At 53.6% G+C, this 23,057-nt stretch carries 21 protein-coding genes and 1 pseudogene; 9 read left to right on the top strand and 13 right to left on the bottom strand.

Annotation, left to right across the window (positions count from 1 at the left end):
* Position 1: 1 nt before the first annotated feature.
* Positions 2-1,282 (bottom strand): DUF445 domain-containing protein, encoded by a 1,281-nt coding sequence (locus HV041_RS17200; RefSeq protein ID WP_121585428.1) that lies wholly within the window; start codon positions 1,280-1,282, stop codon positions 2-4.
* Positions 1,283-1,357: 75 nt separating this feature from the next.
* Positions 1,358-2,284 carry a LysR family transcriptional regulator gene (locus HV041_RS17195; RefSeq protein WP_121585429.1) on the bottom strand — a complete coding sequence of 309 codons (927 nt, stop codon included), beginning with the start codon at positions 2,282-2,284 and terminating at the stop codon, positions 1,358-1,360.
* A 219-nt stretch (positions 2,285-2,503) separates the two neighbouring features.
* Between HV041_RS17195 and HV041_RS17190 the strand changes: the two genes are divergently transcribed.
* Together HV041_RS17190 and metC are read left to right on the top strand one after the other, a co-directional pair.
* Positions 2,504-3,736: a dicarboxylate/amino acid:cation symporter gene (locus HV041_RS17190; protein ID WP_121585430.1), complete on the top strand. Its 1,233-nt coding sequence runs from the start codon at positions 2,504-2,506 to the stop codon at positions 3,734-3,736.
* A 20-nt stretch (positions 3,737-3,756) separates the two neighbouring features.
* Positions 3,757-4,947 (top strand): cystathionine beta-lyase, encoded by a 1,191-nt coding sequence (gene metC, locus HV041_RS17185; protein WP_121585431.1) that lies wholly within the window; start codon positions 3,757-3,759, stop codon positions 4,945-4,947.
* 80 nt (positions 4,948-5,027) lie between these two features.
* Here the strand turns inward: metC and mdtM are convergent, their stop codons facing one another.
* The 3 genes from mdtM to HV041_RS17170 all read right to left on the bottom strand — a co-directional run bounded on the left by mdtM (position 5,028) and on the right by HV041_RS17170 (position 8,107).
* A complete protein-coding gene (mdtM, locus tag HV041_RS17180) occupies positions 5,028-6,269 on the bottom strand; it encodes a multidrug efflux MFS transporter MdtM (RefSeq protein WP_116360611.1) in 1,242 nt (413 codons plus the stop codon).
* 323 nt (positions 6,270-6,592) lie between these two features.
* The gene (locus HV041_RS17175) at positions 6,593-7,243 is read right to left on the bottom strand and encodes a LysE family translocator (protein ID WP_121585432.1); all 651 of its coding nucleotides are present in this window, start codon (positions 7,241-7,243) and stop codon (positions 6,593-6,595) included.
* Positions 7,244-7,291: 48 nt separating this feature from the next.
* The gene (locus HV041_RS17170; protein WP_101743006.1) at positions 7,292-8,107 is read right to left on the bottom strand and encodes an AraC family transcriptional regulator; all 816 of its coding nucleotides are present in this window, start codon (positions 8,105-8,107) and stop codon (positions 7,292-7,294) included.
* A gap of 185 nt (positions 8,108-8,292) precedes the next feature.
* Between HV041_RS17170 and HV041_RS17165 the strand changes: the two are divergent.
* Positions 8,293-8,670 (top strand): annotated as a pseudogene (locus HV041_RS17165) (ISNCY family transposase); the annotation flags it as partial.
* 51 nt (positions 8,671-8,721) lie between these two features.
* On the opposite strand, the gene HV041_RS17160 reads toward HV041_RS17165, so the two are convergent.
* On the bottom strand, positions 8,722-10,134 hold the full coding sequence (locus HV041_RS17160) for a PLP-dependent aminotransferase family protein (protein ID WP_115601044.1): 1,413 nt from the start codon (positions 10,132-10,134) through the stop codon (positions 8,722-8,724).
* A 177-nt stretch (positions 10,135-10,311) separates the two neighbouring features.
* On the opposite strand from HV041_RS17160, the gene HV041_RS17155 reads away from it, so the two are divergent.
* From HV041_RS17155 to HV041_RS17140, 4 genes are all read left to right on the top strand, one after another.
* Entirely contained in the window at positions 10,312-10,476 is a 165-nt protein-coding gene (locus HV041_RS17155) for a DUF1127 domain-containing protein (RefSeq protein WP_071887315.1), read from the top strand.
* A gap of 146 nt (positions 10,477-10,622) precedes the next feature.
* Positions 10,623-11,087, top strand: a complete 465-nt coding sequence (locus HV041_RS17150; RefSeq protein ID WP_121585434.1) for a MarR family transcriptional regulator — start codon at positions 10,623-10,625, stop codon at positions 11,085-11,087.
* Between the two features lie 6 nt (positions 11,088-11,093).
* Entirely contained in the window at positions 11,094-12,161 is a 1,068-nt protein-coding gene (locus tag HV041_RS17145; protein WP_165712944.1) for an HlyD family secretion protein, read from the top strand.
* Positions 12,151-13,215, top strand: a complete 1,065-nt coding sequence (locus tag HV041_RS17140; protein ID WP_121585436.1) for a DUF2955 domain-containing protein — start codon at positions 12,151-12,153, stop codon at positions 13,213-13,215. Before HV041_RS17145 ends, HV041_RS17140 begins: the two co-directional genes overlap by 11 nt.
* Positions 13,216-13,314: 99 nt before the next feature.
* On the opposite strand, the gene symE is transcribed toward HV041_RS17140, so the two are convergent.
* The 5 genes from symE to HV041_RS17115 all read right to left on the bottom strand — a co-directional run bounded on the left by symE (position 13,315) and on the right by HV041_RS17115 (position 20,870).
* The gene (symE, locus tag HV041_RS17135) at positions 13,315-13,659 is read right to left on the bottom strand and encodes an endoribonuclease SymE (protein ID WP_121585437.1); all 345 of its coding nucleotides are present in this window, start codon (positions 13,657-13,659) and stop codon (positions 13,315-13,317) included.
* Positions 13,660-13,874: 215 nt separating this feature from the next.
* Entirely contained in the window at positions 13,875-15,635 is a 1,761-nt protein-coding gene (locus tag HV041_RS17130; RefSeq protein WP_121585438.1) for a restriction endonuclease subunit S, read from the bottom strand.
* Positions 15,635-17,104, bottom strand: a complete 1,470-nt coding sequence (locus tag HV041_RS17125; protein ID WP_121585439.1) for a type I restriction-modification system subunit M — start codon at positions 17,102-17,104, stop codon at positions 15,635-15,637. The genes HV041_RS17130 and HV041_RS17125 overlap by 1 nt, the downstream gene beginning before the upstream one ends.
* Positions 17,105-17,178: 74 nt before the next feature.
* A complete protein-coding gene (locus HV041_RS17120) occupies positions 17,179-19,608 on the bottom strand; it encodes a DEAD/DEAH box helicase family protein (protein WP_121585440.1) in 2,430 nt (809 codons plus the stop codon).
* Positions 19,609-19,703: 95 nt separating this feature from the next.
* Positions 19,704-20,870 carry a restriction endonuclease gene (locus HV041_RS17115; protein WP_121585441.1) on the bottom strand — a complete coding sequence of 389 codons (1,167 nt, stop codon included), beginning with the start codon at positions 20,868-20,870 and terminating at the stop codon, positions 19,704-19,706.
* Between the two features lie 244 nt (positions 20,871-21,114).
* On the opposite strand from HV041_RS17115, the gene HV041_RS17110 reads away from it, so the two are divergent.
* Both HV041_RS17110 and HV041_RS17105 read left to right on the top strand, forming a co-directional pair.
* Positions 21,115-21,402 carry a BrnT family toxin gene (locus tag HV041_RS17110; RefSeq protein ID WP_182294249.1) on the top strand — a complete coding sequence of 96 codons (288 nt, stop codon included), beginning with the start codon at positions 21,115-21,117 and terminating at the stop codon, positions 21,400-21,402.
* Complete coding sequence (locus tag HV041_RS17105) at positions 21,389-21,691, top strand: BrnA antitoxin family protein (RefSeq protein WP_121585443.1); 303 nt, start codon at positions 21,389-21,391, stop codon at positions 21,689-21,691. Before HV041_RS17110 ends, HV041_RS17105 begins: the two co-directional genes overlap by 14 nt.
* 62 nt (positions 21,692-21,753) lie before the next feature.
* Here the strand turns inward: HV041_RS17105 and yjiA are convergent, their stop codons facing one another.
* Positions 21,754-22,710 carry a GTPase gene (gene yjiA, locus HV041_RS17100; RefSeq protein WP_121585444.1) on the bottom strand — a complete coding sequence of 319 codons (957 nt, stop codon included), beginning with the start codon at positions 22,708-22,710 and terminating at the stop codon, positions 21,754-21,756.
* A 12-nt stretch (positions 22,711-22,722) separates the two neighbouring features.
* Positions 22,723-22,917: a YbdD/YjiX family protein gene (locus tag HV041_RS17095; RefSeq protein WP_003830038.1), complete on the bottom strand. Its 195-nt coding sequence runs from the start codon at positions 22,915-22,917 to the stop codon at positions 22,723-22,725.
* Between the last annotated feature and the right edge of the window lie 140 nt (positions 22,918-23,057).

Below are 23,057 nucleotides of genomic sequence, written 5' to 3'. Positions count from 1 at the left end.
CTTAAAAACTCGCCAGCGTCAGCAGGGACGGAATTTGCGACAACAGATATAACACCAGCCCGATTGAACCGCCAACCAACGTGCCGTTGACGCGAATAAACTGCAAATCTTTACCGATGTTTAACTCAATTTGCTGCGACATATCGCGCGCATCCCAACTTTTCACCGTGTCGCTGATATGGCGCGTCAGGAAGCTGGCGAACTCTGGCGCTACTTTATGCGCGGCCTGCTCCAGATGCCCATTCAGTGAGGCGCGCAGGGCGCTGTCGGCTACCAGCGTTTCGCCGAACCACTGCCCGGCGCTGACGATGCGCTGCTTCACGCGGGAATCGTCGGCGTTAATGTCGGTTTTCACCCACTGACGCAGGTCTGCCCACAGCTCGCCAAGATAACGGTTGAAGGCTTCATCTTCCTTCAGATAGCTTTTCATGCTTTCGGCCCGCGTGGCCATCTCAGGATCGTGTTTGAGCTTGTCGATGAGCTTAAACGTGGCGCGATCGAACGCGTGGCGGATCTGATGCGCCCGATCGTGGCTGATGTCATCCAGCAAGGAGTTAACGGCATCAGACACCAGCTCGGCGCTGTGCTCGCCCAGCCATTCGGTCGGCAGGATCTTTGCTTTCAGCGGATGTTCGGTTTCTAGCCAGTGCACTACCTGTCTGGCGATAAACGCCCGTGAACTGTCGCGCTGGAGCAGGGCGATAAGTTGGGCGATCAGCGTGTCGAGCAGCACCTGATGGCGATTGTTTTTGGTCATGCTTTCCAGCATCAGCGCGCTGGTTCCGGAGAGATCGACCTTGTCGATGGCCTTGTGCACCGCCCGCTTGATCAGCCGCTGAATGCGCGAGTCGTCGGTCAGTTCGAGAAAACCGCTCATGATCTGCAACAGATGCTGGCCGATGCGCTGGGCGTTTTCCGGCTGGCTGAACCAGTTGCCGATCAACAGCGCCGGTTCATGGCGGCGGATCAGGGCTATCAGCGACTGGGTATCGAGGAATTTTTCTTGTACAAACTGACCAAGATTTTCGCCGATTCGGTCTTTATTACGCGGGATAATCGCCGTATGGCGCGAGATAAACGGGATCGGCACCCGACGAAAAAGCGCTACCACGGCGAACCAGTCCGCCAGCGCGCCGACCATCGCCGCTTCAGCAATCGCTTTGATCCCGAGTACCCAGAAGTTGGGCGGCAAAAACAGCGTGATGACGAACGTCGCGGCAGCGATCAGCAGCAATGAGAGCGCCAGGCGCTTGGCACGTTTGAGTTCAGCAATTTTATTCATAGGCTTAAGGATAGAGCCAGACGGGGGGATCGCGCAAAAATTGTGGCGCGTCTCCCATTTTCAGGTGGGAAGCGTTTATCCTGGGATCCAGTTATCCCACGCCGGTAAGGGACCAAGTTCTGCGACCAGAAAATCGATAAACGAACGCACCTTCGGATTGCTGTACTTACTGGGAAAATAGAGCGCATACAGGGCATGAGTTTCACAGGTGATGGTGCCGTCGAGCATCAGCGGTGTTATCTCTTCTTTTTGAATATGATCGCCAATCAGATAAGTGGGCAAATACGCCACCCCCTGATCTTCTAGCACCGACTTCAACAGCACCAGGCTGCTGTTGGCCTGGATCGGCATATGCAGTTTTAACTGATGCAGTCGATCCTGTTCATCTGCCACCTTCAGTACCGGCGTGAGGCCCGGGTAAACCAGGCAATCATGATCTACCAGATCGCTGCGACGCTGGGGCATGCCTTTTTTGGCAAGGTAGCCGGGTGAGGCGCAGTACGCCCAGCGCACAGGCACCAGCTTGCGCATCGCATAGTTTTGCGGCGGCGCGGTGGAAATTCGCAGGGCAATGTCAAAATCCATTTCGTTCAGATTGACGAAGTTATCGTTGAGGTCGATATACAGATTCACATCCGGGAACTGGGAGCGATATTTATCCACCAGGTTCACCAGCCGGGAATAACCAAACGCAATGGAGCAGGTTATACGTAATTCACCCTGCGGGTTATGGTAATAACCGGAGGTGGTGTTCAGGGTTTCGTCGAATTCTTTCAACAGCTTGTTAGCGCGATTAAAGAGATATTGCCCGGCATCGGTCAGGGTAATACTGCGGGTGGTGCGTTTAATTAATGTCGTGCCTAACGTATCTTCCATCGCCGCCAGGCTTTTACTGACCGCAGACGGCGAGACGTTGAGCTGCGCCGCGGCTTCTGACAATCCTCCGCAGTCGACGATTTTAGTAAAAAACTCCAGATGCTTGAGTGAAATCGGCGTACTCATAATTTCCTTAAATTCACAAGTGATTTGCAAAAACGGTACGAATAGGCCGTTACATTCGCCTTTTAAACATGCAACTATTGAATCACAGGAAACAACTTGCTGGCAAAATGAAAAAATAACAACTTAGGTGAGTTACGTCACAAAATAAAAGGAGGCGAAACGGAAACTCATCACATTGTGAATTTAATCTCATTAATTATTATTCTAAAGGTACCGATTATGTGGTCACGACTCGAACCCTACAGATCGTCGATTATTTTATTAGTTGCTCTGGTGATTGGCGGCTTATTAGGTATTTATGCCCCATCGTTTGCAGGTAAACTCCAGCCGATAGGTCAGATATTCCTGAACCTGTTATTTATGATTATTGTGCCGCTGGTGGGGATCAGCGTCATGTCTTCCATCGCCAGTATGACCGACCTGAAAAGGTTGGGACGTATAATGGCGATTATCTTTATTGTTTCGATCGCAATGGCCTTTATTCCGGCGGCCGGGATCGTCGCGCTGGCGCTCTGGTATAACCCGGCGCAGGGCGTCACTATCGATCTCTCGCAGTCGGTGCAGGCGGGCAGTGGCAAGATGGATTTTGTCAGCATGATCACCACCAGCGACTTTATTGGGCTGTTCTCTAAGTCCAATATTCTGGCACTGATCGTAATGGCGATCATCGCCGGTGTGGCGATTGGGCAATCGGATCAGGCGGGTAAACGCATTGCATCGCTGCTGGAAGATGCCAATACCGTGATCATGAAGATTGTCTCCATCATTATGAAAGTGGCGCCGATTGGCCTTGGCTGCTATTTCGCCGCCACCATGGCCAGCCAGGATTCTGCTCTGCTGTTAACTTTCGCCCGCGCCATCGGCCTGTTTATGGTCGCCACGCTGGTCTACTTCGTTTTCGGCTCGATTCTCTATTCGTATATTGGTGGCGGTGTTCCGGCGGTCAGAGCGTTCTGGCGTAATGCGATTGAACCTTCAGCCACTGCGCTTGGGACCTGTTCTTCACTGGGGACGCTACCTGTAACTCTGCGCGCCGGTAAGGCGATGGGGATTAACCCGGAAATCGTGGATGTGTCCATTCCGCTGTTGGTTAATCTGAACAAAGGCGGCGTGGCGATGATTGCCGCGCTGAAAATCGTCTTTATCTATTCCGTGCTCGGCATGGAGTTCACCACCGAGACCTTCTTCCTGACGATGCTGATTGCGGTGCTCTCCGCCATTATCGTCGGCGGTGTACCGGGCGGGGCGTTCCTCGGTGAGATCTTTATCGTGACTACGCTCGGCCTGCCGATGGAAGCGATCCCGATGCTGGTGGTGTTGGGCACCATTACCGATGCGCCAGCCACGCTGATTAACGTAATCCACGATTTGAATGCGGCACAGATTGTCGAACGGTTCGCTGGAAAAAAGCAGACCAACGCTGAACTGAATTCAACTGCCGCCGTTGTATAGATTAAGAAACAGGAGATGTTATGAAAGACGCAATGAAGCTTGAAACACAATTGGTGGTTGCGGGTCGCGACAAACGTTACACCCAGGGTGCGGTGAATCCGGTTATCCAACGCGCCTCTTCGCTGGTGTTTGATACCGTGAAGGACAAGAAATTTGCCACCGCCAATCGTGCAAATGGCGAACTGTTTTACGGTCGTCGCGGCACTTACACGCACTTTGCTTTCCAGAAGGCCATGAGTGAGCTGGAAGGCGGCGCGGGCTGCGCGCTGTACCCGTGCGGCGCGGCGGCGGTCACCAATGCGATTCTGGCGTTTGTCCAAAGCGGCGATCATATCCTGATGACCGGCGCGGCCTACGAGCCAACCCAGGATTTTTGCAATAAGATCCTGAGTAAATTCAACGTGGAAACAACGTATTACGATCCGCTGATTGGTGCAGGTATCGTCGATCTTCTGCGTCCGGAAACGAAGGTTGTATTCCTTGAGTCACCAAGTTCTATCACCATGGAAGTCCAGGACGTGCCGGGGATGGTGAAGGCGATCCGCGCGGTGAATCCGGAGATTGTCATTATGATCGACAACACCTGGGCGGCGGGCGTGCTGTTCAAAGCGCTGGATTATGGCGTGGATATTTCCATTCAGGCGGGAACGAAGTACACCATCGGTCATTCGGACGGCATGCTGGGCACGGCGGTGTCTAACGCCCGTTGTTGGGATCGTCTGCGCGAGAACTCCTACCTGATGGGGCAAACGCTGGATGCCGATACCGCCTACAACGGCAGCCGCGGATTGCGCACCCTGGCGGTACGCCTTAAGCAGCATCAGGAGAGCAGTATCCATATTGCTCGCTGGCTGTCGGCAAGACCGGAAGTGGCGCGGGTGAACCATCCGGCATTACCGGAGTGTCCCGGCCACGAGTATTTTCAGCGTGATTTTACCGGAAGCTCAGGCCTGTTCTCATTTGTGCTGAAAAAGAGACTGACCGACGAACAGATGGCGAATTTCCTCGATAACTTCTCGCTGTTCCATATGGCCTATTCGTGGGGTGGATTTGAGTCGCTCATTCTGGCGAACCAGCCGGAAGAGCTGAACAGCATCCGACCGGCTGGAGAGGTGGATTTCAGCGGCACGCTGGTCAGGGTGCATATTGGCCTGGAGGATATTGGCGACCTGATTGCCGATCTCGAAGCGGGATTTGCACGCATTGCGTAAGGTGATGTGATTAGTGCCGGATATGGCGCAAGCGCCTTATCCGGCCTACATAGTTGTCGTAGGCCGGATAAGCGGGCAGGTTAGTTTTCAGTGGCTAACGTCGTTGCCTCATGCTGGCGCACCCGTTTGAGCAAGGCTGCCAGCGTGAACACGACAGCGATCCCCGCCACAACCGCCAGCAGATGAAACGAAATCCTGCCGCCGTTAAACCATAGCCAGCGTCCAATTTCGACAGAAACCGCCATCACCGTCAGGATCACCATATTCAGCGACGCGGAAACCGTACCCTTCGGTAAGTTGTTGGAAAACAGCGTAAAGCGGAACAGCGTCGGGAAGATCATTCCAATGCCAAACGCATACAGGCTCGTTCCCAGCACTGACCACAGCCAGACGTGCGGCCACAGCAAATTACCCGCGATCAGCACCGCTAACCCGCTCAGTTGAACAGGCACGGCGCGCCAGATAAAACTGGGTTGGGTTGGATCCTTCACAAAACGAACCACCACCATATTGGCGACGATCACCGCGCCAAACACCGGCGCCTGCGCCCAGGCAAACTGCGATGTAGTCATGCCGCCCGCATCAATCAGGATCACTGGTGAGACTGCCACCCAGCTCATCATCGGGATATAGCTTAGCGATAGCGTGGCTGCGCCAAACAGGAATACCCGGTTGCGGAAAACGTCGCGGAAATCGCGCAGTACGCCGCGTGCACTGAACGGCACCGTGCCGCGCTGGACGGTTTCTGGCATGGCTAACGCTAACCCAATCAGGGCGATAAACCCCATGACGGCAATAATGGCAAACAGAAACTTCCAGTGGACAAAGTGCATCAGCGCTGCTCCGGAGAGCGGGCCAATAACCGGCGCAACCAGTACAATGGAGGTGATTATCGCCATCAGTTTGATGGCCTTCGTTTGCCCAAACGCCTCCTGCACCGTGACGTAGCCTACGGTTGCGATAAAGCAGATGCTGGTGCCCTGCACAAATCGGGCAACCAGAAATTGCGTCATTGAGGTGGTGAACAGCGTGGCCGCGCAGGCGAGCGTAAAGATGAACGCCCCCGCGATCAGCACCGGCCGGCGGCCAATCCGGTCGGAAAGCGGGCCTAACAACCATTGCAGCGCCATGCCGCCTGCCAGATAAAGGCTCACCGCAGCCGGTGCCAGGCTGACATCGGCGTTGAAATCGCGCACGACATTAATGATGCCGGGCTGGATCAGGTCCGTCGACAGATAGGCGGCGAAGTCATATAAAATCAACGCGATGGGGAAAAATAGCGTCGTGGCGCGTTGGGAGAAAAACGCGAGAATCCGTTGCATAAAACAGCTCCTTGTCGGGAGAAAACCCTCAACGGGAATAGCGAAATTCAATACCGTCTTTGAGACGTCAGGCCGATGACAGAAAAAAGCAGACTGCAAATGTACTGAATTTCATGTAATCAAAAACGCTGCCCGCGCGAGGCGCAAACAGGAGAAACGTTTTCAGACCCGGGTCAGAAAACGTAACGATTACAGGTAACAATCAGCACATCGCACCTCGGGAAGAATTGGTTGAATGGATAATAGCCACCCAAAGTGTAATGCGAACTGGATATTAATTAAACGGGTTTATCCGCTTTATTTGCAGAAATTCGTCACGCTTATCAGAAAGTGACGCTCTGCAGAAAACGCAGCGCGATCGCACCGCCGAAGACGATCAGTACGCCCCCGGCGATGCGTTCGATCCACACGATCCCCAAGGTTAACCGCCGCTGGATCTGCGGCAAGCCGATGAACATCACAATCAGCAGATCCCATAACAGCACCACGCTGGTCATCCAGATCCCGCTCACGGCTTGTTGCAGCAGCGTTACCGATGGGCCGATCAGGGCGGTCATCAGCGCCAGATAAAACAGCGCATTTTTTGGGTTAAGCAGTGACGAACCTAGCCCCAGCAGCAGCTGTTTACCAAATCCCGGGCAGGCAGACAGGGCGTCTGCTCCGGTCAGAGCTTGCGGGCGGCTGCGTATCAGCAGGCTGCCTATCCACAATAAATAGAGCGCGCCCAGCAGCTCAATAACCGTAAACAGCAGGGGAAGCTGGCGCAGGATCCCCCAACCGATAATTGCCAGCAGGATATATAGCCCATTGCCGACGGCGATACCCACACACAGCCCGGCGCTGCCGCGCATCCGGTAACGGGCGGCGTAACCGACCAGTAAAAAGAAGTCCGGTCCGGGGCTTAGCAGAGCAACAAAATGCGCCAGCGCCAGCGCGGGAAAAGCAGACGGAAAAAGTACAGAAAGCAGTGACATAGTGACCTCAGACAATGAATCTGAGAGAACTGTACGCCTGACGCAGCGCTAATTATTGTCTGATATTGATCGTCCCAACGCGTACTGGCGCGGCGTGGCTGCGGTGTAGCGGACAAAGGTGCGATGGAAATGGCTCTGGTCGGCAAACCCGCTCTGATAGCCGACATCGGCAATCTCATCCCCGGCACGAAGCCGCTGGCGGGCATAGTCAACCCGCAAGATGTTCAGATAACTTGCCGGTGTGAGTCCGGTGTCCTGCTTAAAGGTACGGATCAGCGTTTCTTTACGCATGCTGCACTCTTGCGCCAAATCGCCCAGCGAGGGCGGAGCCTGCAGGTTGGTCTGCAACCGCTCGCGCAGATACTGGCTGGCGGCGCTTAGGTTTTCCGGTGCTACCGACTGCAATGGCAGCGAGCGCAGCAATGCTTGTGCGGCATCCGTTACCCGCGTCGTTTGCCGTTGCTGCATAAGTGCCACAAGATCCAAATAGCGCTGGAATAATTGCGGATCGCGGATAACGGGATCGCGCGAACAAAGCAGTTGGTTGTTGTTCTGCGCAGGAAGACTAGCAAGACACCACTGGGTATCAAGATAAAGCATGTGATAGCTGCGAAACTGCCCGTTAACGGGGTTGCAGCTGTGGGGTGCCAGTGGCGGGATCACAATCAGATCGCCCACTTTCAGACGGTATTCCTTGCCATTGCACTGGCAGCATGTTTCCCCCTCAAGAATTGCCCCGATTGAGAGCTGAGAGTGGTGATGTCGTTTATAGGCCTGCTGGCTTTGCCAGGTGCTGCGTAGCTCCAGCCACGGGAGCTGTTCATCACGCCAGAACGACTGTGGAATATCCCGGGTGTATGTCATATCGCGTCCTCCCTGAAAGTGATGATTTGTTATAGCACAGGCTGCGCGGTCAAAAAGCGGGAATGCGTATTGAGATAGCGATTCTGCGTGACGGGTTCCAGACAAATGCAGACGTTACATAGGGACGTTTTTATCCCGGAAATCGCCTCGCAAACAGAGAAAGTTGCAGATGAGGGTGTAGCTTCCTTATGGGACTGGTTGAGCAAATTGTTTCTCTGTTAGTTACTGGGTCCACTAATGACAGCCAGATAAAGACGCTGTTTAATTATATTTTGCGAACCGGCGATGCACCTCGATTCAATGAGTTTATTCGTGGGGTTGCCGAACGTTCACCGCAGCATAAGGAGCATTTGATGACGATCGCGGACAGATTGCATGAGGCTGGATTTCAAAAAGGGTGGCTCGAAGGTCAGCAAAAAGGTAAGCAGGAAGGTCTAATTCAGGGACGACGTGATGAAGCGCTCCGTATTGCCCGCACTATGCTGACCGACGGTATCGATATCAATACGGTACAACAAATTACCCGGCTTTCCGCCGACGATATTCACGGCTTAAGCCATTAAATATGACTTGAACCGCGCAATCGCCAGCCCGGTAGCACCGGGTGGTCTGATTTACTCCATTGCCGCCTTTACTGCTTCCCCGAGCTTTTGCATCACTTCCTGATGCTTCTCGTTTGGCGGCAACGCGCAGTTGATGCGCACACAGTTACGATACTTTCCGGATGCGGAGAACAGCGATCCCGGGGCGACCTGTATTTTCAACCGACAGAGCTGTTTAGCAACGCAGACCATATCGACCTGCTGCGGCAATTCTACCCACAGCATAAAGCCACCTTTTGGTCGGGTGACGCAGATCCCGCAGGGGAAGTACTCCCGTACCCAGCAGGTGTAGATCTCCATATTGCGCTGATAAATCTGGCGCATGCGTCGGATATGACGATGGTAATGCCCCTCGCGCACGAAGGTGGCGGCCGCCAGTTGCGTGGCAGGAACGTTGGTGCCAATGACGGCGTACTTCATGTGCAGCAGTTTGTTGTAATAGCGACCGGGAACCACCCAACCGACGCGCAGACCGGGGGCGACGGATTTTGTAAACGAACTGCAGAGTATTACACGGCCGTCGCTGTCCCAGGAATGGATGGTGCGCGGCCGCGGATACTCTGTAGCCAGTTCACCATACACATCGTCTTCAAAAATGACGATGTCGTGACGCTGGGCGAGGGCGAGCACCGCCCGCTTACGCGTATCCGGCATAATGAATCCGAGAGGGTTGTTGCAGTTGGGAACCAGCAGCACGCCTTTGATCGGCCACTGATCCAGCGCCAGCTCCAGCGCTTCAATGCTGATCCCGGTGTCAGGATCGGTTGGGATCTCAATCACCTTGATCCCTAAGCCGCGCAGTAGCTGCATCGTGCCGTAGTAGGCCGGTGATTCAACGGCGACAATATCTCCGGGCTGGCAGACCGTCAGCAACGCCAGCGACATTCCGCTCTGACTGCCGCTGGTGATCACAATATCATCTGCATTAACCACCGAACCGCTGTCCAGCATCAGGCGCGCAATCTGACTGCGCAGTTCACGGCACCCGGAGATTTCATCGTAGCCCAAAATCGCTTTCAGATTATGCTGCGCCACGCGGCTTAACTCGCGCCAGAGCGGCTTCAGGCTGGGTTGATTGATATCGGGCACGCCACTGCTGAAAGGCGTGATGGATTTGTCCGCGTTGCCTTTCAGCATATCCAGCACCTGATCCCACTGGGTTATCTCCACTGGACGCTGGACCGGTCGCGACATCAGCGGCACCGGAGGCTGCGCTTTTTGCGGCGCGACAAAGTAGCCGGAACGTGGCTGGGGGGTGATCAACTGGCGCTGTTCCAGCGTCTGATACGCCTGCTGAACGGTGCTGATGCTGACCCCGTGCTCCTGGCTCAGGCTGCGTACCGAAGGCAGTTTTTCGCCATGGCGATACAGCCCTTGCTCAATGCGTTCGGCCAGCAGATTGGCCAGATGTTGGTAACGGGTCATGCTGTATCCCTCATGGGTACCATACAGATTAAAAAACCAGTACAGATTGGCGTAATTAATGCGATGCAGAATCCTTTTTAACCAATCTGTATGTTAAAGAAAAGTACTTTGTGAGTCTGTATTGTGCCTGGCCAAATCCGTGAAGATAAAGCCTCTGGCAAGACGGGGAGGCAAGGTATGGAATTTCACGAAAATAAAGCAAAGCAGCCGTTTATTGGATTTGTGCAGATCTGGCAGGTGATAAAACGCTGGCATTTGCGGGCGCAAACGCGGCGCTTATTGCAGCAGATGAGCGACGAGCGGTTGCGGGATGTCGGGCTGCGACGCGATCAGGTGGAGTGATTTTTCTTCACCAACAAAGGCCGGGGGCTACCACCCGGCCTCTTTTTCATTCATGGTATTTATCAATTCATGCTTCTGATTAGTCTGTTTCTTGATACTTACCCTGATAAGTATTATTTTCTTCTCAGCGATGAGGGGAAGAAAACATGACTGAAGATGAACGGTTTGTCCGCCGCCCGATGGGGATGCGCATGGCAATGGTGGTGCGGCAGTGGCGGGCCATTATTGATGCAGCCATTACCGACACAGGCCTGACGCAGTCAAGCTGGACGGTACTGATGCAACTGTATCAACTGGGAGACAACGTCTCGGTCAGTGAACTGGCACAGGTGCAGGGTATTGAACTGCCGCCGCTGATGCGCACCCTCTCACAGCTGGAAAAGCACGGCTATCTGCTGCGTTCCACATCGCCTTATGACAAACGCATTCGCCTGCTCAGGCTGACCGAGCAAGGCCGCGCAAGGCTGGACGAACTCAACCGGGTGATAGAGACATACCAACATCGCGTCACCTGCACCATCCCTGAGGCGGAACTCGCTTCCTTCAGCGCCACGCTCAATCAAATCGCCTGCAATCTGCGGACAATCCGCGAAGAAGACAATCAACACTAAAAAACTATGATGACCCCAGAACAAAAATTTGCCCGTTGGGTAAGGGTGAGTATTGCCGCTTTCCTGGTAATATTCGCCTGGTTTATCGTTGCCGATATCTGGATCCCGCTGACGCCGGACTCCACGGTGATGCGCGTGGTAACGCCTGTTTCCTCACGCGTTTCCGGCTACGTCTCGCAGGTGCATGTACACAATAATAGCCAGGTGAAAAAGGGCGACTTGCTGTACGAACTGGATCCGACGCCGTTTATCAATAAGGTTGAGGCCGCGCAAATTGCTCTTGAGCAGGCAAAGCTGAGCAACCAACAGCTGGATGCGCAGATCGCCTCTGCGCGTGCCAATCTGCGCACCGCGCAATTCAACGCCCGGAACGATAAGACCACCCTTGACCGCTATCAGCGCCTGAGTGCCATGCAGAACGTGTCGCAAGCCGATCTCGACAAGGTGCGCACCGCCTGGCAAACCAGCGAGCAGTCGGTGTCGGCGCTCAATGCCAGTATTCAGAACCTGCTGATCCAACGCGGCGAGCGCGATGAAAACCGCAACGTGACGCTGCAAAAATACCGTAACGCGCTGGAAGAGGCACAACTGAACCTCGGCTGGAGCAAAGTGTATGCACAGACCGACGGCACGGTGAGCAACCTCCAGCTTAGTCCCGGACTTTACGCCACTGCCGCCACGCCATTGCTGGCGTTGGTCAGCCACCAGACCGACATTGTGGCTGACTTTCGCGAGAAAAGCCTGCGCCACACCCGGGTGGATACCGATGCCGCCGTGGTGTTCGACGCCATGCCGGGCAAAGTTTTCTCTGCCCGCGTCACCAGCAGCGATGCCGGTATTCTGGCGGGCCAGGAGCAGGTTAACGGCCAGCTGTCGCAACCGGAACAATCTACCCGCTGGGTGCGCGATGCCCAGCGTATGCGTATTCACGTCGCGCTGAACGAACCGCTCAACACGCCGTTGCCGACCGGGGCACGCGCCACGGTGCAGTTGTATAACAGCGAGGGGATGTTCGCCCGCACCTTTGCCGGAGCGCAGATCCATCTCGTTAGCTGGCTGCATTATGTCTATTAACACCCTGGCTCACGTCTTTACGCCGCACGGGAATATTGTCTACACCGCCAATGATTTTCGCCAGACCCTGCGTATCTCGGTTGCCGGGACAATCGCGCTGAGTATCTCGACCTTTTATAACGTGCAGTACGGCGTGTTCTTTGTGGTTTATCCGCTGATGCTGCTGTCGCTGGTGCCGGTGTTCAACCGCCATGTGGCCAAACAGTTTGTGTTCAGTGCGGCGGTGAACTGCGTCGAAATGGTAATGATTGTCGGCTATCTCTCACAATGGCCGCTGATTATGACGCTGGTGGTATTTGGCCTGTACGTGATGCGTTTTCGTTTGATGAGCAAAGGACCGCTGTTTCTGTTCGGCTCAATGGGCGTGGTGTGCCAGAGCACGATGCTCAACTTTATGAGCTATCCCACCACCAACTGGCATACGCTGATGTTCTCCAATATGGAAGCCTGCGTCATGGCGGTGGCGCTGAGCGCGTTGCTGCATTATCTGATCCCGGACGTGGAACCCCGCCAGCCGCCGCCGCGCATTGAGAAAGATGACGCCCGGGTTCGTCACGAGTCGCTGCTTTCCGGTTCGGTGGCGACAATGATTTTTGTGGTCTTTCAGGTTTGTGACCTGAGCGATTCGCTGTCGGCGCTGATGGCGGGCATTTTGATCCTGTTTCCGATGCATTATCGCGGCGCGGTGTTGAGCTCTCTCTGGCGTGTGGTCGGCGTGGTGCTGGCTTGTCTGTACATTCTGCTGGTGCAACTGCTGGTGTATGATTTCAGCAATCATATGCTGCTGATGATGCCGCTGATTGGCCTTGGACTGGCGTTCAGCGCCCGCCTGCACGTGATGGAAAAAGTCGGTGCGGGCGTGGGTTTTGCCAGTATCACCACCATCGGCATTATGTTTGGCCAGAACCTGCATCCGGACAGCGATCTGGTGTTCAGCGATCTCTACCGCATCACTTCCGTTACCGTCGCGCTGGTGGCAACGCTAACGATGGTATTTCTGGTGCACCGGGTGCTGAACTGCTTTGCCGCGACGCGGTTTGTGATCACCGAGTGAGTGGCTGGAATGCCGGATGGCGGCTGCGCCTTATCCGGCCTACAGAAGAAGGCTTCCAGGCCCGGTAAGCGTAGCGCCACCGGGCGTTTTCAGCGGGGATTATTTTTGCCTGCGTGTTTTGACTGAAATCACGTCGATAAACTCCTGTACCTGCTGTTGCTTACGCGCGGACAGCTTGCACACCCGACGCAGCGACTGCAATAACGCCGGTTCTTCCGGCTCCGGCAGTTTTGCCGTCAGCACGATGCAGCCTGGCATTACTCTGACATCGAATGGGGTTCCGGTGGTAAAACCGGCGGCGGCCAGCCACTGGCCTTTCATAATAATTGCCGGAACATGCGTGTAATCCGGATAACGACTCGCATAGCTGACGGTACCCAGGCGATTATTTGCCGGGGAGACTTCTGGATCGGTGAATTCTGCAATAGAATGCGGGGTAGTCATGATGGCTATTTCCTATGAATAGTGATTGTGATTAGCGAGGCGCTCGTGTTGCAGCACGGGCGTCTTGCGAAAAATACCTGTACATATCATCAGGGAATAGAAGGAAAGTCCAGCTGAAAATGAATGAAAATAACGGCGTGGATGCTGGGATGGATTATTTCTGGTGATGGGAATAAAGCGGCTATTTAGCCGCTTTATTGGTTTGTGGGGGTGGGTTAATTTATGGCGGCGTCGGTGAGGGCGTCGGCCAGGTGGAGCTGGGTTTGCTGGGCGGATTTAATTTGTAATTTAAGTTTTTCACATAATTCATTAAAATCATTCAATTTGAGCATGATTTCTTCTGCTTCACTACTTGGAGGGATCGCTACAGGGCAACCTCTTAACTGAGTCTTATTTATAGATGCTAAGTTGGTTGTTTGCTTGCTTGCACTAGCAAAATAATCTCTTGAATAAGGACTATTCATGTATGTCTCAAGCCAGTAAGGATCAATGTCTTTTCCTATAATTCGTCCTTTGAAAACATGGTTTTGATTTGCTATATACCAATCATGGCACCACACAGTTGTTCTACCAACAGTATCCCAGTCACCACCTTCTGTTATTAAAAGGTCTCCTTTAATAACATGATATTTATCCTTCTCTTCTTCAGGGATATCAATTTCTTTAACTTCTGAAAGGTCAAGATAACCACGCTGAACGTTAGCCACACGTAGATAAGGGATTGAAATCAGCTTTCGGTTGGCTAAATTTCTTCCTTTAGTTATTCCACTTTGAATATCAACGATGTTTTCGAATAGGCACCATTCCCACCCATCCGGCAGTTCAAACGGTTTTTCCTCATCACTAATCGGTGGCAACGGTTTTTGCTTTTTCATTTTCCCGTCTTTCACCAGTTGCGCTTTTTCCTGCGCAATACGTTTGAGCAGTTCAGAGGCTGGTTCGTCGTTCGGATCCTGCGGCACCAATTTGCCCATCACCGCCAGTTGTAGAATGGTCTTTTTTAAGGCGTCAATGCTGGCTTCGGTGGTAAACAGCGTGTCGAAATGCTCGCTGATACGCGCCCAGTTTTCGGCCAGTTTATCGGCGTTCTGGCTGTCGGTTAGCGTGGTTAGCAGGGTTTCAACCAGCTGTTGATGGGCGTCCAGGCTGGTCAGGGAGTGCTGTTCCAGTTGGTCGCAGAGGGATATTAACTCAAATACTGTATTTTTTATCTTTTCTTGTTCTATCTCTGGTGGAAAAGGAATTAATGTATTCTTCAGATTTGATTGAGTAATCTGATTTATTGTGGTTGTATCAACTCCGTCTAGATTACGTCTAAATGATGGAGAATCTAAGAAAATTTTGACGTAATTATTATAGTTGCATCTAAATATTGCCATAAAGGCACCGAAGGCCATTGGTTCGGAAAGTGAACTAATTAGAGCATTTTTCCCTACAAGGGCCTTACTTCCATTTCTCGCACAAATTAATAGGTCTCCATCTTCAACATAAGATGAACTTTTTATTTCCATGTCAGAAACACGGACTAGATCTGTAAAATCTAATATGCCATTTTGTATATTTGATGATCTTAATACTGGAATACCTGTTTCTTTTACGTTATTAGGTGAATAAGTTAAGCCTATATTAGTTTCACCAATATCTCCCAGTCGTACCCACTCCCACCTCGCCGGCAGCTCAAACGGTTTTTCCTCCTCGCTAATCTCCGGCAGCGGCTTGGGCTTTTTAATTTTTCCCTGCTTCACCAGCTCGGCTTTTTCCGCCGCAATGCGTTTCAGCAATTCCGACGCCGGTTCATCGTTCGGATTCTGCGGCACCAGCTTGCCGCGCACCGCCAGCTCCAGAATCAGCTCGCGCAGCTTCTTAATCCCGTACAGATCAATCTTACCCGAGCTGCCGCGCCCGGTGGTGGAGCGGGTTTGCAGCGCCGTGGTCCAGGTATCGATATGGTCGACAATCAGTTTTTCCACCGCCATCAGTTGGCCTCCTTACCGGAGAGCGCTGCGCCGAGAATATCGCGCAGCTGGTGGCGCAGGGTCTGGATCTCCTGCTGCTGCTTGGCGTACTGCGCCAGCAGTTCATCCGGATCGTGGCTGACGGTTTCCGCCTGGTGCGGGTTCTTGATATCGAGGTTAAAGTTGCGGGCAATCACCTCGTCGATGCTGACCTTCCACGCCTGCTCGTTCTCGACGCGGCTGGCGAAGCCGTCGGCCTCATTACCCCACCAGTCGATCTCGGCCTGGAATTCTTCAAACTTCATCGGTTTGGTTTTGCTGTAGTTCTTCACCCCCGCCGGATACGGATGCTCGTAGAACCAGATGTCTTGGGTCGGCTGGCCTTTGGTAAAGAACAGCAGGTTGGTTTTGATCCCGGTATACGGGTTAAACACGCCGTTCGGCAGACGTACGATGGTGTGCAGGTTGCACTCCTCGGTGAGCAGCTTTTTGATCTTGGTTTTCACGCCTTCGCCAAACAGCGTACCGTCCGGCAGCACCACCGCCGCGCGGCCGTTTTTCGCCAGCACTTCAACGATCAGTTGCAGGAACAGATCTGCCGTTTCGCGGGTCTGCATCTCTGCCGGGAAGTTCTTCTCGATGCCGTCTTCTTCGGTGCCGCCGAACGGCGGGTTGGTGACGATCACATCCAGCTGTTCATCCCACGACGACAGCGGTTTGTTGAGGGTGTTGTCGTGACGAATTTGCACCGGCACTTCAATGCCGTGCAGCAGCATATTGGTGGTCGCCAGCAGGTGCGGGAGCTGCTTTTTCTCCACGCCGTGGATCTGCTGTTGCAGCGCCTGGTGATCGGCCACGCTTTTCACGTACTTATTTTTCACGTGATCGAACGCGCAGGCGAGGAAGCCGCCGGTGCCGCAGGCCGGGTCCATAATCGACTCGCCGAGCTTCGGATCGACGCGATCGACCATAAAGCGGGTGACGGCGCGTGGGGTATAAAACTCACCGGCATTGCCCGCCGATTGCAGATCTTTGAGGATCTGTTCGTAGATGTCGCCGAACAGGTGGCGCTCGCTGGAACTGGTGAAGTCGATTTCGTTGAGCTTGTTGATCACCTGACGCAGCAGGGTGCCGTTTTTCATGTAGTTATAGGCATCGCTGAACGCCTGCCTGACCACAAAGCCGCGCGGGTTCTTATCGATAGGCGCGGTGAGGTTTTTCAGCGCCGGGAACAGGTCGTCGTTGACGAACTCCAGCAGGGAATCACCGGTAATGCCTTCGGCGTTCGCCGCCCAGGTGCGCCACAGGTAGCGCTGCGGAATAGGGTACTGATAGTTATCCTGCTCCAGTTCCAGCGCCTCTTCCTGGGCGTCAAAGATTTTCAGAAACAGCAGCCAGGAGAGCTGGCCGAGGCGCTGCGCATCGCCGTCCACACCGGCGTCTTTGCGCATAATGTCCTGTAATGATTTGATAACTGAGCTGATTGACATGATGTGTTCCATGTTTCATTAACAATAAGGCCTTCTGCTACGCGATGGCAGCAGAAGGCGCAAAAGGGGAGTGGTTACGCGGAGCGGGGCGGTAAGTGGTAGATTTCGCTCTCCAGCTCGCTGATGGCCTGATTATACCCGTTACGGTCGCCGAATCCGCTTTTAATGATCTCCGGCAGCGTACCCATGCTGTCGAACGGCTTGAGCTTCAGCACCTGAATACTCTCTATCTCCTGCACGCCCGCATCGGCGTATTTATCCAGCAGCGTATTCAGCACCGCCTGCGCGGCGTCGGAGTATTTGGTGAAGTAGTTGCGCTTACGCACGTTCTCCGCCCGCTCTTTGCGGGTTAACGGCGGCTGACCATACACCACGTGGCACAGCATGTCGAACGGGTCGAGCTCTTTACCGACCTCTTCCGCCAGCACTTCCCAGATAATCCCCTGCTGCTCCAGTTCCTTGATGATGGCCTCTTTGCGCTCAGCGTCCTGCCACTTGCGGGTGAAATCATCCAGCGAGGCGTACTCTTTGAGTAGCGTTTTGCGGGTGTAGTCTTTGAAGGATTCGGTGACCAGCTTGCCGTCGGCGTCGTAATACTGCACGCGCTGGGCGATCACGCCGACGGCGACGCCGTTGACGTGGAACTTGCGCACTTTGTTCTCGTCGTCTTCCGGCAGCGGGCCGACATCGTCTGTACCGGTGACGGTATACGGCGCGGGATCTTCATCGGCACCGGTAACAACGTCCCCAACCTCTTCATCGTGCTCGTCGAACTGCTCTTCAAAATCAGACTCCGGGTCGGCGATATCTTGCGGCGTGGTGTCCATCACCTTTTCCGGGATGCCGTCGAAGCGTTCGTCGGCGAACAGCTCGGTGGCCTTTTTGAAATCGAGGATGGTGAACCATAGCTTGCCGTAGCGTTCATCGATACGGGTGCCGCGGCCGATGATCTGCTTGAATTTGGTCATCGACTGAATGTTTTGGTCCAGCACCACCAGTTTGCAGGTCTTTGCGTCCACGCCGGTGGTCATCAGTTCGGAGGTAGTGGCGATCACCGGATAGGCCTTTTTGGGATTAATAAAGTTATCCAGTTGGGCTTTGCCAATGTCGTCATCGCCGGTGATTTTCATCACGTACTTGTCGTTCTTCTTGACCTGTTCCGGGTTGAGATTGACCAGCGCGCGGCGCATCCGCTCCGCGTGATCGATGTCGTTACAGAAGATGATGGTTTTATCCATCGGGTTGGTGCGCTTGAGGTAATCGGTGATGGTTTTCGCTACCAGTTCGGTGCGCTCATCAATCACCATCGTGCGGTCAAAATCTTTCTGGTTGTAGATGCGGTCGTCAATCAGCTCGCCGTTTTTATCCGTCTGGCCTTTGGTCGGGCGCCAGCCCTGAAGATCAACGTCGATGTCGACGCGCACCACTTTGTAGGGGGCAAGGAAGCCGTCTTCGATGCCTTCTTTCAGCGAGTAGATATACACCGGGTCGCCGAAGTAATCGGTGCTGGAGACTTCATGGGTCTCTTTCGGCGTGGCGGTTAAGCCAATCTGCGTGGCGGCGCTGAAGTAGTCGAGGATTTCGCGCCACGCGCTGTCTTCGGAAGCGCTGCCGCGATGGCATTCGTCAATCACAATCAGGTCAAAGAAATCCGGCGCCACTTGCTTAAAGGCTTTTTGATCTTCTTCCGGGCCGGTGATGGCCTGGTACAACGCGAGGTGGATTTCAAATGCCGGGTCGATGGTGCGCCCGGTGACCTTGGTCATCGCCGTGCCAAACGGCAGGAAGTCGTTATTTTTGGTCTGATCGACCAGAATGTTGCGATCGGCGAGGAACAGGATCCGCTTCTTACTTTTCGCTTTCCATAAGCGCCAGATAATCTGGAAGGCGGTATAGGTTTTCCCCGTCCCGGTTGCCATCACCAGCAGAACGCGGTTCTGCCCGGCGGAGACGGCCTCAATGGTTTTGTTGATGGCCTGTAGCTGGTAATAACGCGGTGCTTTGCCGCTGCCGTCGTCGTAGTAGTCCTGAGTAATCACCGGAAGTTGAGCTTCGGTGTAGCCTTTTGATAAGCACAATTTTTGCCACAATTCCGAGGGAGAAGGGAATTCGCCGAGGGTAATCGGTTTTTCCATTAATTCGCCGTCAGCAACCGTGGCATCGCGGAAGATAAAGCCATCGCCGTTGGTAGCAAAGACAAAAGGAACGTCCAACAGGCGAGCGTATTCGATCCCCTGTTGCATCCCTTTGCCGATTTCGTGTTTGTTGGCTTTGGCTTCAATGACCGCCAGAGGAATCCCCGGCTTGTAATACAGTACGATATCGGCGGATTTCACCGTTCTACGCGCTGCGACTTTGCCGCGCACAATGACCTTACCGTCCCGGAGTTTGACCTCTTGTCTGATTTGCGTTGTGTCGTTCCAGCCAGCATCAAGGATGGCGGGCATAACGCATTTGGTGATGATGTCTGCTTCCGTCAGGGTACTCAGGTTCAGGTCAGCCATGTCCGTTCTCTACCGATAATGGGATTGCTCTGATTTTACACAATATTGTTATGCAAGCCATGAACAGAAATGGCTGTGCTACAGCGTCTGGCACGTTATTCAATCTCCAGTTCATCAAACAGCTGTAAATCCACATCCAGCAATTCCACCGCGTTGCTGCGTCGAATGCCGACGTTGTTTTCAATCAACAGCTCCAGTAGGCGGTCACCGTCGATTAACGTGATAGGGGCTGCCCCCGGGAACAGCGCTGCTTCCGCGCATCTGGCGGCAAATTTGCCAGTAGTGATCAGCGTGCCGCGAATGGCTTTGTGGTAAGGCAGTGCGCCGCGTAGCTGGTCGATATACGGACGCGTGATGGTGTTCTGCATCCGTTTTACCTGCACCACTTCGGTGATGGTGGTAATGCCCACCTGTACCTGACCAATCACGTCCACGCCTTTATCGCCGGAGGCTTTGGTCACTTCAACCTGTTCGTAGCCCATGGCTTCCAGCAATTGTCCGACAAGATGCTCAAACTTGTATGGATTCATGGTGCTGATTTGTTCGCGCAGCAGCTCTTTTTGCTGCTCGTTGTAGCGCTTCACGGCGTCCAAAAGCTCTTTACGCGGATCGCTTTTTCGGGCCGGCAGCGCTTTGCCGAGCCAGGCTCGCCCGGCATCGGTGATGCGATAGCTCATGCCTTCGCGGTTCACCATTTCGCGGTCGATCAGGTTATTGAGGCGAGAGTAGAGTGTGCTTTTTACTGAACTGGCAGATGCGAATTTGGAGTGCTGGTGCAAAAAGGCCTGCCATTCGGGAAGTAAATCCGCGCGACGCGACATTTCCCGGCCTGCCAGTAGCTCCAGAAGCTGCAGGATGCCTTCCTGATCGTCTAACGAACGCAATGTCTTTTCGTCATCTTGCAGAAATTGTTGCCCACGAGGGGTGGGTTGCCAGGCATCTTCTGGCGTGCTTTTCATCAGGTCAAACTGAGGATAGTTAAGGAATAAATAGCAGCCGTAGCTGTGGCGTGGGTTCAGAATATGGTTATCGGTATCCCAGATGCGGCGGGCGATTTCGGCATCTTCACCTGACAAGCGCTCGCTGATCCACAGATCCGGTTCTGACCAGTCAACGGGTTGTTGTGGTGTTCCTGTTTGCTCGTGAATGGCGGTAATCATATCGCGCACTGCTTTCAGGGAATAGCCTGAAACGGCTTTTATCATCGCTTTTACCTGGGCGTAGGTCGGAAAAAGCGGGGTAATCACTTTGTAATTTTTCACGTTGGTCCCTTAACGAGTGCAATGGCAATAGCTTGCCATACCAGATGAAAAATTCCATAGCATGAATCACTTATCGGAATGAAAACTGCGAGTGCCGGATGGCGGCTTCGCTTTATCCGGCACACTCTCCCGCTCACTTTTCCCTTCTGTCGAATGTGCAAAATGTGAAGCTATTTCCAACAATTTCACTATAATGAAAAGATAATTGTAGATACATTTTTGTATATACAATTAAGGAAAGCACATGCCAATGGAGTTTGAATGGGATGCAAACAAGGCAAAAAGTAACCTGAGGAAACACGGTGCCCGGTTTGAAGATGCAGTGCTGGTATTTGACGATCCCCAACATCTGTCGCGGCAGGATCGATATGAGAATGGCGAGTATCGCTGGCAGACCATCGGTCTTGTTCATGGCATTGTGGTTATTCTGGTTGCCCACAGCGTTCAGTTCGAAAGTGGTCATGAAGTGATTCGCATCATCAGCGCCAGAAAGGCAGACCGTAAAGAGAGGAGTCGTTATGAACATGGTTAAGCATAAACGCGGCAGCGTATCCACGCTGAGTCCTCAGCATGAGGCTGAACTGAAAGCGCTGGCGAATAAATCGGATGATGAAATTGATTACAGTGACATTCCTGCGACAGAAGATGAGCAGTGGTCAGAGGCTAATCGCGGTAAGTTTTTCCGGCCGTTGAAAACGCAGGCATCCGTGCGCATTGATGCTGACGTGATGGAATGGTTGAAACGCCCTGGAAAGGGTTACCAGACGCGGCTCAACGCCATTTTGCGCGAAGCGATGCTGCGCGAGCAAAATAAGAAATAGTCAGAATATACTGGGGCAGTGAGTGCCGGATGGCGGCTGCGCCTTATCCGGCCTACAAAAATCTACTTTTTCAACCCCGCAAACGCCGCTCTGATCTCGTCTTCCGGCAGGTTAATACCGATAAACACCAGTTGGCTGTACGGTTGTTCGTCGCCCCACGGGCGGTCCCAGTCGGCGCTGTACAGGCGCTGGACGCCCTGGAACAGCAGGCGGTTTGGTTCGCCTTCAATCCACAGCATACCTTTGTAGCGCAGCAGTTTCTCGGCAGATTCCAGCAGCAGGTTTTCCATCACCCGGGATACGTCGCTGATGTTGACCGGGTAATCCAGCTCGACGACGATCGAGGAGATATCGTTTTGCTTGTCGGCGATAAAGTGGAAGCGCGGTTTGGTGCTGACCACGTTCTCTTCCAGCATAAAACCGTTGGTGTCGAACAGCAGGGAGAGGTCGATATCGCCATGCGTGACGGTATACACCGGGGCGCGGGCATTGATGCGCGCCAGGCGCTCACGCAGTTTTTCGCTTTCACCTGCTACGTCGGTTTTGGTCAGCAGGATGCGGTCGGCGTAGCCCACCTGCGACTGAGCGATGGTGAACTGGTTCATCTGTTCGTCGGCATGTACCGCATCAACCAGAGCAATTACGCCGTCCAGCAGGTAGCGTTCGCAAATGACTTCGTGGGAGAAAAAGGTCTGAATAATCGGGCCAGGATCGGCCATGCCAGTGCACTCAATCACCAGACGGTCGAAATTGATCGCGCCTTTGTCGAGGTTGTCGAGCAGATCTAACAGTGTGTCTTCCAGCTCACTGGAGCGGGTACAGCAAATACAGCCGTTGGTCAGGGTTTTGATCTGCGTGGCACGGTCGCCAATCAGCTGATCGTCCACTGAGACTTCGCCAAATTCGTTTTCGATAACGGCAATTTTGTAACCGTGCTGCTCGTTGAGAATATGGCGCAGCAGGGTGGTTTTACCCGCGCCAAGAAAACCGGTGAGTAGGGTAACTGCAATCGGGGTCATTCATTTCTCCTTCTAACAGCAACTGCTTCCGCCGCTACCGTAGCGGGCTTCCTGGCGCTCGCGGAAGAATTCTTCGTAGGTCATGTACGGCTTATCGGGATGGTTGGTCTTCATGTGCTCGACGTAGTTGTCGTAGTCCGGAATGCCAATCAGCATCTTCGCCGCCTGACCGAGATACTTTTTTGCCTGACCTAAAGTACCAAACATAAAACGCCCCGGATATATGTTGAGCTCGTAGATGCAGGCTATTTCACTTGCCATTTTGACCGCGGGCAGTGCTCGCAATCCTCACGTACAGCGTGTACGCTCCGGTTGCTGCGCGCTGTCCGCGGCCAAACTGACTGCGC

The sequence above is a fragment of the Citrobacter sp. RHBSTW-00029 genome (assembly GCF_014104295.1).
GTDB classification, from domain to species: Bacteria; Pseudomonadota; Gammaproteobacteria; order Enterobacterales; family Enterobacteriaceae; genus Citrobacter; species Citrobacter youngae.
Note: the sequence above shows the minus strand (reverse complement) of the source record. Positions and strands in the feature narration are given on the sequence as shown.